Origin of the sequence: Pseudomonas sp. UYIF39 (assembly GCF_029963765.1) — a bacterium.
Classification (GTDB): Bacteria; Pseudomonadota; Gammaproteobacteria; order Pseudomonadales; family Pseudomonadaceae; genus Aquipseudomonas.
The window spans coordinates 1-13,230 of the sequence record NZ_JALBYU010000007.1 but is presented as its reverse complement, the minus strand read 5'-3'; the positions used below and the strand labels follow the sequence as shown (position 1 = coordinate 13,230).

The following is a 13,230-nucleotide window of genomic DNA, read 5'->3' as shown; positions in this document are numbered from 1 at the left end:
GGAGTTTCATCATGAAAAAGTTAGCGACCACCGTACTATCCATGTGCCTGGCATTCGGCGCCGCCAGCGTGTTTGCGGCCGATGCAACAACCAATAACGGCATGAGTAATGACAGTATGAGCAAGGACTCGATGTCCAAAGACGCCATGCAAAAGGACACGATGAAGAAGGATGCCATGTCCAAGGATTCCATGAGCAAGGACACGATGAAGAAAGACACCATGTCCAAGGACGCCATGGGCAAGGACGGCGTGAAGAAGGACGCGATGTCCAAGGACACCATGAAAAAAGACGCGCCGTCGTACTGATCCGAACACCGTCAAATGGGGGTATGACTTGAAGTCATGCCCCCATGACTTTTAATGGTTACAGCCCCGCAAACCCCCAGTGTTAAAAAATCGCAAACACAGCTCATCAACTACAAAAAAGAGCGTTTGCACCCATGACACATCCCCACTGCCACGTCCTGCGCTCTTCATCCCCTGACATTTGTGACGCGACCTCCACGGTCCGCGTGCACGTCGATCAACCCAAATCCCTGAAGAGTAATGACTCATGAAAGAACTCGACCTGTACATCGGTGAAGGCTTCGAAGGCCCAGGCGTGAATGCCGCGCACATCAACATTCTGATCGGTCCGCGCAACGGCCCGGCAGGGCAGGCGTTTGCCAATAGCCTGGCATCGCCGAGCCAAGGGCATTGCCCGTTCATGGTAATCGCCCAGCCGAACATCCCGGTCAAGCCGATGACCCTTTACGTCAACAAAGCCGCGATCAGCAGTGACCTGCACGGCAACGCCACGTGGGGCGCGTCGCAGGCCGGGATCGCCAAGGCTGTGCTTGAAGCATTGCTGGACGGCACCTTGCCGCCGGAAGCCGAAGACGAGTGGGCCATCGTGACCGCGAACTGGGTCAACCCGGCCTGCGATGACCTGGATGCGGTCTACCTGAACAACTACAACGCCTGCCGCACGGCGATTCGTGCGGCGCTGACGGGCAAGCCGGAAACGGCGCAACTGGCGGATGTGGTCAATCACATCAGCAACCCTTTCTACACCCCAAAAGCCTGAGGTCCGCGCCATGCAATACATTCGTTTGGGCAACTCCGGCCTGCAAGTCTCCCGCCTGTGCCTGGGCACCATGAACATGGGCACCCCGGACTGGAAACCGTGGATCTTCGATGAGAAGAAAAGCGAGCCAATCGTCGCGCATGCGCTGGACAACGGTGTGAATTTCATCGACCTCGCGGACTTCTACTCCGCCGGTGTCGGCGAGGAAGTGGTGGGCCGCATCGTCAAGCGCCTGGCCCGTCGCGAAGACCTGGTGATCACCACCAAGGTCGGTTACGGCACTCGCACCGGGATCAACGCCAGCGGTCATTCGCGCAAGCACATCATGGACAGCATCGATGCGTCGCTGAAGCGTCTGAACACGGATTACGTCGATGTGTTCATGCTGCATTACTTCGACGTGAATACCCCGGTCGAAGAAACCATGAGCGCCATGAACGACATCGTGCGTTCCGGCAAGGCGCGATACATCGGCGTTTCGACAATGCTCACCGGGCAACTGGCGAAAATCCTCATGGCCTGCGAGCGCAATGGCTGGGTCAAGCCGATCAACATGCAGCTGCAACTGAACTGCGCCTACCGCGAAGAAGAACGCGAGATGATCCCGTTCTGCCGTGATCAGGGTTTGGGCGTGTCGGTGTTCAGCCCGTTGGCTCGTGGGTTGTTGACCGGTGATGTGCAGTCGACTCGCAACCAGACCGACTTTTTCACTCAGCAGATGTACAGCGACGAAGCGTCGTTCGAGATCGCTCATTCGGTGCAACGTGTGGCCCGTGCTCGCGGCGTGTCCAACGCACAGATCGCGCAGGCCTGGGTCGCCAATCATCCGGGCGTGGATTGCATGCTCGTGGGCGCCGACACCACAGAACAGTTCGACAGTGCCTTGGCCGCGCTGGAGACCAAACTTGATGCCGATGAGCTGTACGAACTGGAACGCAATTACACCCCGTGCGACGTGATCAACGATTACACCGCCGGTAAACGTATCTTGCGTTCGGCCCGTCCGGGTCTGGAACGCTTCAACCTGACTGAGGCTGTGGCATGAGCGCGCTGATCCGCAACGGCAACTTCATCGACGGCCAATGGTCATCCGGTGGTCCGACCTACTCGGTGTTCAACCCGGCCAATGGCGAGTTGATTACCGACGTGCAAAAGGCAGGTGCTGAAGAAACCAACCGAGCCATCGACGCCGCTAACCGTGCTTTGCCAGCCTGGCGCAAATTGACCGCCAAGGAACGCAGCCAGAAGCTCAAGCGCTGGAGCGAATTGATGCTGAGCAACCAGAAGGATCTGGCGACCCTGCTCAGCCGCGAACAAGGCAAACCGCTGGCCGAAGCCATGGGTGAAGTGGTCTATGCCGCGAGCTTTCTGGAGTGGTTCGCTGAAGAAGCCAAACGCGCTTACGGCGACGTGATTCCAAGCCACAAGGCCGATGCGCGGATCATCGTGGTCAAGGAAGCCATCGGTGTGGTCGCTGCGATCACCCCGTGGAACTTCCCGCTGGCCATGGTCACCCGCAAGGTTGGCCCGGCACTGGCGGCGGGTTGCACGATGATTCTCAAACCGTCGGAAGAGACGCCGTTGTCGGCCTACGCCCTGGCGGTGCTGGCTGAACAGGCAGGCATTCCGGCTGGTGTGTTCAACGTCGTTTCCGGCGACGCCGTGGCCATCGGTGGTGCGCTGCAAGCTTCCGGCATCGTGCGCAAACTCTCGTTCACCGGTTCCACCCGCACTGGCAAATTGCTGATGCGTCAGGCCGCCGATACATTGAAAAAAGTCTCGCTGGAACTGGGCGGCAACGCGCCGTTCATTGTCTTCGACGATGCCGATCTGGACGCCGCTGTCAAAGGCGCCATGGCCTCGAAATTCCGTAACACCGGGCAGACCTGCGTCTGCGTGAACCGCTTCTTCATTCAGGACGGCGTCTACGAAGCCTTCACCGGCAAGCTCGCCGAGGCGGTCGCCGCCATGCGCGTGGGCAGTGCGCTGGAGGGTGAAACCGAGCAAGGTCCGCTGATCAACGCGGCGGCGCTGGCCAAGGTTGAGTTGCATGTGGGTGATGCGCTGGAGAAAGGCGCCCAGTTGCTATGCGGCGGTCGCCGTCACGCACTGGGCGGCACTTTTTATGAGCCGACCATCCTCACCGAAGCCAACAGCGAGATGCTGATCGCCCAGGACGAAACGTTCGGTCCGGTGGCTGCGTGCTTCCGCTTCAAGGACGAGGCCGAGGTGCTGCGACGGGCCAACGACACGCCGTACGGGCTGTCGGCGTACTTCTACAGCCGCGACATCGGCCGCGTCTGGCGCATGGCCGAAGGCCTGGAAGCCGGCATGGTCGGGATCAACGAAGGGATCATCTCCACGGAAGTTGCGCCGTTTGGCGGCATCAAGGAATCGGGCCTTGGCCGTGAAGGTTCCAAGTACGGTCTGGAGGACTACCTGGAAATCAAATACCTGTTGATGGGCGGCCTCTAAGGCTGCCCCTGTAGGAGCGAGGCTTGCCCGCGAAGGCGGCGTGTCAGGCACCTCGTTGTCAACTGACACACCGCCTTCGCGGGCAAGCCTCGCTCCTACAAGAGCTAAAGCTATCGGTTTCATTTCTCCGTCAATAACAACAACTGGAGACGAACATGTCCGCTCAATCGATAAAGATCGATGACCTGCCCATCGGGCGCTTCCACATCAAAATCGCTGGCCTGACGTTCGGCGCACATTTCACCGACGGCTACATCCTCGGCCTGATCGGTATCGCGTTCACCCTGCTAAGCCCGCAGATGCACCTCGACGCATTCTGGCAGGGCCTGATCGGTGCTTCGGCGCTGATCGGTCTGTTCCTGGGCAGCCTGTTCTTTGGCTGGATCTCCGACAAGGTCGGTCGGCAGAAAATCTTCCTGGTCAGCTTCGTGTTGATCACCATTGCTTCGGTGATGCAGTTTTACGCTGAAACGGCGATGCAGTTGTTCCTCTGTCGGGTGCTGATCGGCATCGGCTTGGGCGGTGATTTTAGCGTTGGCCACGCGATGCTCGCCGAATTCTCACCGAAGAAACATCGCGGTGTGCTGCTCGGTTCGTTCAGCGTGATCTGGACCTTTGGCTACGTCGCCGCCACCTTCGTCGGTACGGCGATGCTCAACCTGGGTGACGACGCTTGGCGCTGGATGCTGGCCTCGTCAGCGATCCCGGCGGCGTTGATTTTGATCGCTCGGATCGGCACGCCCGAGTCGCCGCGCTGGCTGGTGAATCAGGGGCGGATTGCCGAGGCGCGGGCCATCGTCAAGAAACACCTGGGCGACAACGTCGAACTCGACGAAACCCGCTCCACCGAAACCCGTTCCGGCTACGCGGTGTTGTTCAGCCGTGAATACCGCAAGCGCACCGCGTTCAATTGCCTGTTCTTCGTCTGCATCGTGATGCCGTACTTCGCGATCTACACCTTTTTGCCGTCGATTCTGCAGAAGATGGGCCTGGCGGAAGGTTTTGGCACGGAGCTGATGCTGAACATGCTGCTGATCCTCGGCGCATTGATCGGGATCTGGTGCACGGTGAAGTTTTCGCGCCGGGGCTTTTTGATCAATTCGTTCATCATCCTGGCGGTGGCACTGTTCCTGCTGGCGGCGTTGCCGGGCAGTGCGGCGTTCCTGATGGTGCTGGTGTTTGGCGTGTTCACGCTGGTGTTGTCGGCGGTGAGCAACCTGGTGGGGGTGTTCCCGGCCGAGAGCTTCCCGACCGAAGTGCGGGCCAGCGGGATTGGCCTGGCCACGGCGGTGAGTCGCTTGGGTTCGGCGGTCAGCACCTTCCTGTTGCCGGTGAGTGTGGCGGGGATTGGCTTGAGCCCGACCATGGGCATTCTGGCGGCGATTCTGGCGTTGGGCGCGATCATTTCCTGGGCTTGGGCGCCGGAAACCAAATCGCTGACGTTGAGCCAGGCGTGCAAGGCGCAGAGCCCGGTGGAGAGCCGCGAAGGAGTGACTGCCAAAGTCGCGGCACCGATCTAATCAAGCCTCACCACCGTCTTCTGTAGCAGCTGCCGAGCCCGCGAGGCTGCGTTCGGCTGCGCAGCAGTCGTAGTCCAGACAACCCGGTCAACCTGAAGGACCGAGCAACCTGATCTTACGACTGCTTCGCAGCCGAACGTAGCCTCGCGGGCTCGGCAGCTGCTACAGGTGTGTGTGATCAGGGATTACTGACCAACCCCAACCACTCCGTAAACAACCGCACCTTCGACAACCCTTGCTTGTCATTCACCACATCCAGCCAATACCCATAGGGTCCCACCACCTCAACCGGGGTGATCGGCAACAGGCTGCCATTCGCCAGTTCCTTTTCGATCATCTGCCGATCAATCACCGCCAATCCGCCACCGGCCAACGCCGTGTGAATCACCTGATCCAGGGTGCTGAATTCCAGCCCTTGCTCGGCATCGACATCCTCACGGCCCATCGCCGCCAACCAGTTCTCCCACACCTTCAAACGCTTGCCGTCGTGCAGGATGTGCAGCAATGGAAGCTGGCGCAGATCCGGCGGTTGGCCATTGATAAACAACTCCGGACTGGCCACCGCCATGTGCCGTTCCATCACCAGCAACTGACTGCTGCAGTGGCTGGCCGCTTCGAGACCGAAACGAATGTGGCAGTCGATTTCCGCAAGGTTGTCGTGGCCGCTTTGGTGGGTCACGCTTAGGCTTATGTCGGGGTAGCGTTGGCAGAACGCGCGCAAGTGCGCCGATAACCAACGCGTGGCCCAGGTCGGTGGTGCGACGATGCGCAGGCGTTGGCGCAGGTTGGGTACGCGCACCGCTTGCAGGGCGCGTTCGACGTGGTCGAAGGCATCGCTCAGTTGCGGGGAGAGGGCGAGACCGGTTTCGGTCAGCGACAGGCCTTGCGGCGTGCGGATGAACAGCGCCACACCGAGATAATCTTCGAGCTGCTTGATTTGACGGCTGACCGCGCCTTGGGTGACGTTTAACCCCAGGGCCGCCTGGCTGAAGCTGCGATGCCGCGCAACTTCTTCAAAGACGCGCAGCATGTTGAGCGAGGGCAGTTGACGCATGAAAGGGTGACTCCGGACCTGACGCCAATATGGGGCAGGTTTATTGTTTTTGGTGATTGTTTTGTAGGGCCTATCTGACAATTAGTGGATGGGCTGATGCAAGTGTTGTTTGGGCTGACGTCTTCGCGGGCAAGCCTCGCTCCTACAGTGGGTCGCGTGTTCCTTGTGGGAGCGGGCTTGCTCGCGAAGAAGCCTTCAGAAACGCCAAATAATCGGGATCAGAAGTAATACCCAATGTTCATGTACAACTGATTCTCCCACTGGTCACTACCCCCAGCCCCCAGACTCTGTGTATAGCTGCTGCCACCGATGTACGGATCATTCTTGCCATACAACCACTCCGTCGCGATCCACAGTTTGCTGAAGGAAAACGAGGTGCCCAGGATCATCCGCTGCGAAGTCTTGAACTCATCGGCGGATTTGTCGAAGGCGCTGTAGTTGGCGTACAGCTTCACGCCGCTGATCAGGTCGAACAGGTATTTTCCGCTGACGTCGTAGCTCAGGTCTGCCACGTACAAATTGCCGCGACTGGCGACGTTGTAAGTGCCGTCGTAACCGCCGAGGGTGACCACTTCATCGGTGCCGGGGTTGCGCGGCGACATCTGTTGCCGCGCCGCTTGCAGTTGCACGCCCCACGGGCCGTTTTTGCCGAGGTAGTGCACGGCCACGGCGTTGCGGCGGCCGTCGTTGTCGGTGTCCTTGTTCTCCAGGGTCGAGGTCAGGCCGGAGATCCCGACTTCGGATTTCCACGGCCCCAGGTCCAGGGCCTTGGCCACCCGCAGCACCACGGTGTTGCGCTCCTGGTTGTCGCTGCCATCGCCAACGTAGCTGTCGGCCCCGGACACTACGCTTGAGTAAGTGACGCCTTTGCTGGTGCCTTTGCCTTGCCACGCCGGACGCAAGTAGTAGCCGGCCTGGATATTCCAGTCGCCACTTTGCTGGATGTACTTGGCGCCGACCTGTTGCACATCTTCCAGGCCGATGACGTTGCCCAGGGTTTCGTAAAAGGTGCTGCCGAAGTACGGCTGCAAACCGAACGGCACCGTGTTCAGGCCGACCTGCACTTGCTGGTCGGGGTTGAACTTGTAGCCGGCCCAGGCGAACTTGGCGAATTGGATATCGCCGTAGTTCTTGGTGTACTGGTAAGGGTAGGAGCGTCCGTAGAAACGGTACTGGGCTTCACCGATCCAGGTATCGGAGTTGTACTTGGCGCTGAGGAACACCGTGTCCAGGCCAAACTTCTGGATGTCGCGGTCCGGGTCATAGTCCCAACGCGCCCGAATGGCGCCACCAAGGTCTAGGTTGTCGGTGACCTGCACCGCCATGGCCGGCGCCGCGAAGACGCCGAGCAGTGGAATCAGAGCGATGGAACGGACCGCAAGAGGGGTGGTTGTGCGCACAGTGATACTCCTAATTTTTTAATTATCGTTGGCAACAGCAGCCCGGGCCGCAGCGAACGCGGCGGCATGGGGAAAGGGTTATGAGGTCAGTTGGCTTAAGGTCGGATCAGCCTCAGCGGTGGTTCGGCGACAGAGGCCACCGGTATCGCCGAAGCGCCGGGCGCTGCCGCCAGCAAGGTCTGGGTGTAGGTGTTTTGCGGTCGCAGCAACACCTGTTCCGCCGTGCCGTATTCCACCACTTCGCCCTGGCGCATCACCGCGATGTAGTCGCTGATCTGCGCCGCCACGCGCAAGTCGTGGGTGATGAACAAAATGCTCAGGTTGAGGCGCTGTTGCAGTTCGGCGAGCAACTCCAGCACCTGCTTTTGCACCGAGACATCCAGCGCCGAGACGCTTTCATCGGCGATCAGCACTTCCGGGCGCATCGCCAGGGCCCGGGCGATGCCGATGCGCTGGCGCTGGCCGCCGGAGAACTGCCGCGGCTTGCGCTTGAGCGCATCGCGTTTGAGCCCGACCTGCTCCAGCAAATCGCCGGCCTCGGTCCACGCATCCTTGGCCGATAACCCGCGCAGTTGCGCCGCGCGGGCGATGATGTCGCCGACCCGATGGCGCGGATTGAGCGAGCCGTAAGGGTCCTGGAAAATCATCTGGATCCGCCGCCGATTGGCCGCCAGCGCCGAACCGCGCAACGCGAGGAAGTCCGTTTCACCGACCCAGACGTGGCCGCTGTCGCTTTCCACCAGCCGAATCGCCGCTTTGACCAGCGTGCTCTTGCCCGAGCCGGACTCGCCAACAATCGCCAGGGTCTTGCCCCGTGGCAGTTGCAGCGAGACATCCTTGAGCGCCGGCACTAAACGGCCGCCGACGTTGTAGGTTTTGGTCAGGTGCTCGATGCGCAAGGCTAATTCACCGTCAGCGCACGGTGCGTGCAATTCGGGGTGCAGCGCCGGCACGGCGGCGATCAATTTGCGGGTGTACGGGTGTTTCGGCGCATTCAGCACCTGGTCACGCTCACCGATTTCCACCAGCACACCGCCCTCCATCACGGCGATGCGGTCGGCGATTTCCGCCACCACGCCGAAGTCGTGGGTGATGAACAAAATGCCGTGCTGGCCGCGCCCCCGCAGGTCGCGCACCAGTTTCAGCACCTGGGCCTGCGTGGTCACGTCCAATGCGGTGGTCGGTTCGTCGGCGATCAGCAAGTCCGGGTTCATCGCCAACGCCATGGCAATCACCACCCGCTGGCATTGGCCGCCGGAGAGTTGATGGGGAAAACTGTTGGCGATCCGTGGCGGGTCGGGCAATTGGGTGGAGTCGAGCAGGGCGAGCATGCGTTCGCGGCGTTCGGTGGCGGGCATCTGTGGTGCATGAATGTCGAAGATTTCCTCGACCTGCTGGCCAATGCGAATCGCCGGGTTCAGCGCCGCCATCGGTTCCTGGAAAATCATCGCGATGCGGTTGCCACGCAACCGGCGCAGGGAGTGCTCATCCATGCGGCAGATATCGTCGCCGAGAAAGTCGATCACCCCTTCACTGTGGCGCAGGCCCTTGGCGTAGTCGCCCATGATCGCCGCCGAGAGCACCGATTTGCCGGAGCCGGATTCGCCGATCACACAAAGAATTTCACCTTTGCGCACGTCGAGGCTGATGCCCTTTACGGCGTGGCTACGGTCGGCGCCGGCGGGCAGTTCGATGGAGAGGTTCTCCACGCGCAATACTTGCATTTGACTCATGCTCAACTCCTTGTGCCTTTCTGGGCGTGTTCGTCCAGACCGTCCGCCAACAGGCTCAGGCCCAGCATCAGGGTGGAGATGGCAATGCACGGGAAGATCACCAGGTGCGGAAAGGCGATGGCCATGCTGCGGCCTTCGTTGATCATGCCGCCCCAGTCCGGGGTCGGTGGCGGCAGGCCGAGGCCGAGGAAGCCGAGGGCACCGATCATGATTGCGGTGTAGCCGATGCGCAGGCAGAAATCGACGATCAACGGGCCGCCGCAGTTAGGCAGGATTTCCACCAGCATGATCCGCAGCGAGCCTTCTCCCTGGGTGATGGCGCTGAGCACGTAGTCCCGGGAGCGGATGTCGATGGTCAGCGCCCGCATGATCCGGAAGATCGCCGGGGCGCTGGTGAAGGTCACCGCAATCAGGATGTTCAGCGCCGAGGCGCCGAGGGCGATGATGATCACGATGTACAACACTAGCACCGGGAACGACAGCACGGTGTCGGCGACATAGGACAGCAGCGCGTCGACCCAGCCATTAAAGTAACCGGCGCACAGGCCCATGGCGATGCCCACGGCGAACGCGGTCAGCGTCGCGAGAATCGACCAGAACAACACGGTGCGTGTGCCCCAGATCAGCCGCGAAAGAATGTCCCGGCCGATCATGTCGGTGCCCAGCAGGAAGCTCATGCCATTGCCATCCGGGGTCATCGGGGTGAGCAGCGGGGTGAAGCTTTCCAGTGGATCGTGGGGCGCCAGCCACGGCGCGAACAGCGCCATCATTACCCAGCCGCCGACCAGCAGCAAACCGAGCAACGCCAAGGGGTGTTTGAACGAATTGAGGAAGTTCATTGGCCGCCTCCGCCAAGACTGCGCAAGGTGATGCGCGGGTTGAGCCAGGTGTAGGCCAGGTCCGAGAAGATTTTGGTCGCGCCGACCACGATGCCGCTGATCATCGCGCAGGCTTCGATCAGGTAGACGTCATGGTTCAGCGACGCGGTGTAGAGCAGCGAACCGAAGCCTTTGTAGGCGAAGAACACCTCGACCACGATCACATTCGACAGCAGCCACGGGATGTACAACATGATCACGGTGATCGGTGCGATCAGCACGTTACGCAACGCATGGCGCAGCACGATCCGGGAGGTCGATGCGCCTTTGAGGCGGGCGGTGCGGATGTACGGCGCCTGCATTACTTCGACCATCGAGGCGCGGGTGATCCGGGCCAGATAACCGATGCCGAACAGGCACAGCACCATCAGCGGCAGCGCCAGTTCCACGGGATTGAAGCCGTCGCTCATGCTGCTCACGCCCGGCAGCCAGTTGAGCCAGAACACGAAGATCGCCGAGACAAACACCGCGCTGGCGAAGTCCGGGATCGAGGTGGTGACGATCGACAGAAACGACACCAGCCGATCCACCGCTGAACCCTGGCGAATGCCGGCCAGAATGCCGAGGGTCAACGCCACGGGCACCATCACCAGCAAGGCCAGCCCGGCGAGGATCAACGTTTGCCAAAGGTTCGGCAGCAGCAGGTCAATCACCGGCTCACGAAAGTGCACCGAAGTGCCCCAGTCGCCGTGGACGAAGTCTTTCAACCAAACTAAATAGCGCCAGACAAAGGGTTGGTTGTAACCGTGTTCCACCAGCCACGCGGCGCGTTGGTCGGCGGCGGAGTAGGGACCGAGGACGTTGATTGCGACGTCCTCGATGTTCAGTTCCAGGGCCAGGAACACGATGACCGACACCGACAGCAAGGTTGCTGCCAGCGCCAATAGCTTGCGCAATAAAAACTCAGCCATGCTCGCACGCTCCGGCTAATCAAGGGATGACGGCCCGCCGCAGCGTAGTGGGCGGGCTCTTGTGAGGCGCTTGAGTCAGGCGCTCAGCCAGACTTCATCCATTGGGTAGAAGTCCGACGGGTGAACCTGGAAGCCCTGGACCTTTTTGCTCGCGGCGGTGAACTTGTCGCCCCAGAACGGCTGCACCATGACGCTGGCGTCTTGCAGGATTTGCTCAACGCTTTGCATCGCTACGGCCCGTTGTTTCGGGTCGATGATGCCCATGGCCTTATCCAGCGCGGCGTCGAAGGTCGGGTCGCTGTAATGGCTTTCGTTCCAGGCCGCGCCGCTGCGGTAGGCCAGTTCCAGCGACATCACGCCCAACGGGCGATGCGCCCAATAGGTGAGGCTGAACGCGGCTTTGTCCCAGATTGGCCAGTACTGGGTGGCCGGGATCACTTTGAGATTGATGCGGATGCCGGCCTCGGCGCAGTTCTGTTGCAGGATCTGCGCGCAATCCTGTTCGTAGCGGCCCTGGGTGTTGCCGACGATCAAGTCGATGTCGATGCCGTTCGGATGCCCGGCTTCAGCGAGGAGTTTCTTCGCACCGGCCACGTCACGAGCGCGTTTGGGCAACGGGGAGTATTCCGGGTGGGACGGGGCGACGTGGTGGTCTTCGCCCAAGGTGCCCATGCCGCGATAGGCGATTTTCAGCATCTGCGCGTTGTCGGCGCAGAGCACCACCGCTTTGCGGATCCGCACGTCGTCGAACGGTTTCTGGTCGCAGGCCATGCGCATGACGATGGTTTGCGCCGATTTGCAGGTCAGCAACTGCGCACCCGGCAAGCGTTTGGCCAGGTCGAGTTCGGCGACCGTTACCCGGTACAACACGTCTACTTGCCCAGCCTGCAACGCGGCGAGGTGGGTGGAAATATCGGTGCCCATGTCGACGTAGCGCAACTCGTCGAGGTTGGCCGGTTTGCGCCAATAGTCGGCACGCTTGGCGAAGGTCGCTTGCTTGTTGACCGCGAACGACACCAGTTTGAATGGCCCGGTGCCCAGCGGGTTTTTCGCCCAGTCGTCCCCGGCTTTGAAGCTGCGGTGAACGATCGCGCAGGTGAAGGCGTTGAGCATTTCCGGAATCGCCAGCATCGGCCGCTTGAGCACCAGGCGGAACTGGAAGTCGCTGACTTTTTCGAAGGCCGTGATGTCCTGGAACGCGGTGCGGTTGACCGACTTCGAGTCGGCGTCAGTCCAACGCTCGATGTTGTGCTGCACGTCTTCGACGTTGAAGGTGTCGCCGTTGCTCCACTTCACGTCCTGACGCAGGTTGAACGTCCAGGTCTTCAGGTCGTCCGACGGGCTCCAGCTCTCGGCCAGGTACGGGTGAGTGATGTTGTCGGCGTCGACCCAGGTCAGGTATTCCAGCGAGTTGCGCAGCAGGTTCGAGGCTTCGATCCAGGTGATCAGCATCGGGTCCTGGATTTCCTGGATGGCGCAGGCAAACCGCAGGCTGCCACCCTGACGTGGCGTGACCGCATCGGCGGCGTGGGCCGCGTTACCGAGCAGCGCGGAACCGAGGAAGGTGCTGGCGCTGGCAGCGGTGATGCCCAGCAGCGCGGCGGTGCGCAGGAACTGGCGACGATTGATCTCGCCCGTTTTGACTTGGGTGCACAGGTCGTTTACCGCTGGATGCGGCAGGGCGCCGTCCAGTGTCATTAAGTCTTTCATATGCCTCTCCGATAACGTGCAAAAGTGCGTTTTTCGACTGGCCGCAGAGGGGGCGAGCGGCAGACGCGGTCGGTTTTCGATGAACCGAAACTGTCAGTGGCAGGCGCCGCGAAGGCGCAGGCAAGACAGGCGTGAAGCCGGCAGCAGAACGAGGCGCAACGGAATCAGGAGGACGGAGGCGGGATAGGGCATAGGGCTGCTCTCATGTTGTTTTTATTTGAGATGCCCGCAGTTTTGTCATCTGGGCAAAGATCGACAAACGATAAATTCAACACTGAAATGTTCGATAAATGCATGTTACTGACCGTAAGGAAGGCGCCGCTTCAAAAGCGTCACGCCTGGATAAATGGATGCGGCTGTTTACCGCGCGTGTTTGCGACCGCTGTGCACGCTTTCTGTAGCAGCTGCCGAAGGCTGCGTTCGGCTGCGAAGCAGTCGCAAAAGGGGGCGACCGCGCTCTTTCTGCTGCACCGCATTGGCT

Annotated in this window: 12 protein-coding genes; 6 read left to right on the top strand and 6 right to left on the bottom strand. The window is 60.7% G+C overall.

Annotated features, from left to right (window positions below):
* Window positions 1-11 precede the first annotated feature (11 nt).
* The 5 genes from MO767_RS11270 (at window position 12) to MO767_RS11250 (ending at window position 5,063) form a co-directional block, all read left to right on the top strand.
* The gene (locus tag MO767_RS11270) at window positions 12-308 is read left to right on the top strand and encodes a pentapeptide MXKDX repeat protein (protein WP_282480543.1); all 297 of its coding nucleotides are present in this window, start codon (window positions 12-14) and stop codon (window positions 306-308) included.
* Window positions 309-555: 247 nt separating this feature from the next.
* Window positions 556-1,068, top strand: a complete 513-nt coding sequence (gene fae / locus MO767_RS11265; protein ID WP_008043405.1) for a formaldehyde-activating enzyme — start codon at window positions 556-558, stop codon at window positions 1,066-1,068.
* Between the two features lie 10 nt (window positions 1,069-1,078).
* Window positions 1,079-2,113 carry an aldo/keto reductase gene (locus tag MO767_RS11260; RefSeq protein WP_282480542.1) on the top strand — a complete coding sequence of 345 codons (1,035 nt, stop codon included), beginning with the start codon at window positions 1,079-1,081 and terminating at the stop codon, window positions 2,111-2,113.
* A complete protein-coding gene (locus MO767_RS11255; RefSeq protein ID WP_282480541.1) occupies window positions 2,110-3,543 on the top strand; it encodes an NAD-dependent succinate-semialdehyde dehydrogenase in 1,434 nt (477 codons plus the stop codon). Before MO767_RS11260 ends, MO767_RS11255 begins: the two co-directional genes overlap by 4 nt.
* A gap of 155 nt (window positions 3,544-3,698) precedes the next feature.
* Window positions 3,699-5,063, top strand: coding sequence for an MFS transporter (locus tag MO767_RS11250; protein WP_282480540.1), 1,365 nt, complete (start codon window positions 3,699-3,701; stop codon window positions 5,061-5,063).
* Between the two features lie 178 nt (window positions 5,064-5,241).
* Here MO767_RS11250 and MO767_RS11245 read toward each other — a convergent pair whose 3' ends face one another.
* The 6 genes from MO767_RS11245 to MO767_RS11220 all read right to left on the bottom strand — a co-directional run bounded on the left by MO767_RS11245 (window position 5,242) and on the right by MO767_RS11220 (window position 12,749).
* On the bottom strand, window positions 5,242-6,117 hold the full coding sequence (locus MO767_RS11245; RefSeq protein ID WP_282480539.1) for a LysR substrate-binding domain-containing protein: 876 nt from the start codon (window positions 6,115-6,117) through the stop codon (window positions 5,242-5,244).
* 218 nt (window positions 6,118-6,335) lie between these two features.
* Entirely contained in the window at window positions 6,336-7,517 is a 1,182-nt protein-coding gene (locus MO767_RS11240) for a hypothetical protein (protein WP_282480538.1), read from the bottom strand.
* 95 nt (window positions 7,518-7,612) lie between these two features.
* Window positions 7,613-9,250, bottom strand: coding sequence for an ABC transporter ATP-binding protein (locus MO767_RS11235; RefSeq protein ID WP_282480537.1), 1,638 nt, complete (start codon window positions 9,248-9,250; stop codon window positions 7,613-7,615).
* A 2-nt stretch (window positions 9,251-9,252) separates the two neighbouring features.
* Window positions 9,253-10,089, bottom strand: a complete 837-nt coding sequence (locus MO767_RS11230) for an ABC transporter permease (RefSeq protein ID WP_282480536.1) — start codon at window positions 10,087-10,089, stop codon at window positions 9,253-9,255.
* Window positions 10,086-11,039 carry an ABC transporter permease gene (locus MO767_RS11225; RefSeq protein ID WP_282480535.1) on the bottom strand — a complete coding sequence of 318 codons (954 nt, stop codon included), beginning with the start codon at window positions 11,037-11,039 and terminating at the stop codon, window positions 10,086-10,088. The genes MO767_RS11230 and MO767_RS11225 overlap by 4 nt, the downstream gene beginning before the upstream one ends.
* Window positions 11,040-11,114: 75 nt before the next feature.
* The gene (locus MO767_RS11220) at window positions 11,115-12,749 is read right to left on the bottom strand and encodes an ABC transporter substrate-binding protein (RefSeq protein WP_282480534.1); all 1,635 of its coding nucleotides are present in this window, start codon (window positions 12,747-12,749) and stop codon (window positions 11,115-11,117) included.
* Window positions 12,750-12,953: 204 nt separating this feature from the next.
* On the opposite strand from MO767_RS11220, the gene MO767_RS11215 reads away from it, so the two are divergent.
* Window positions 12,954-13,230: hypothetical protein (locus MO767_RS11215; protein ID WP_282480533.1), on the top strand; the 277-nt coding region annotated here is incomplete at its 3' end.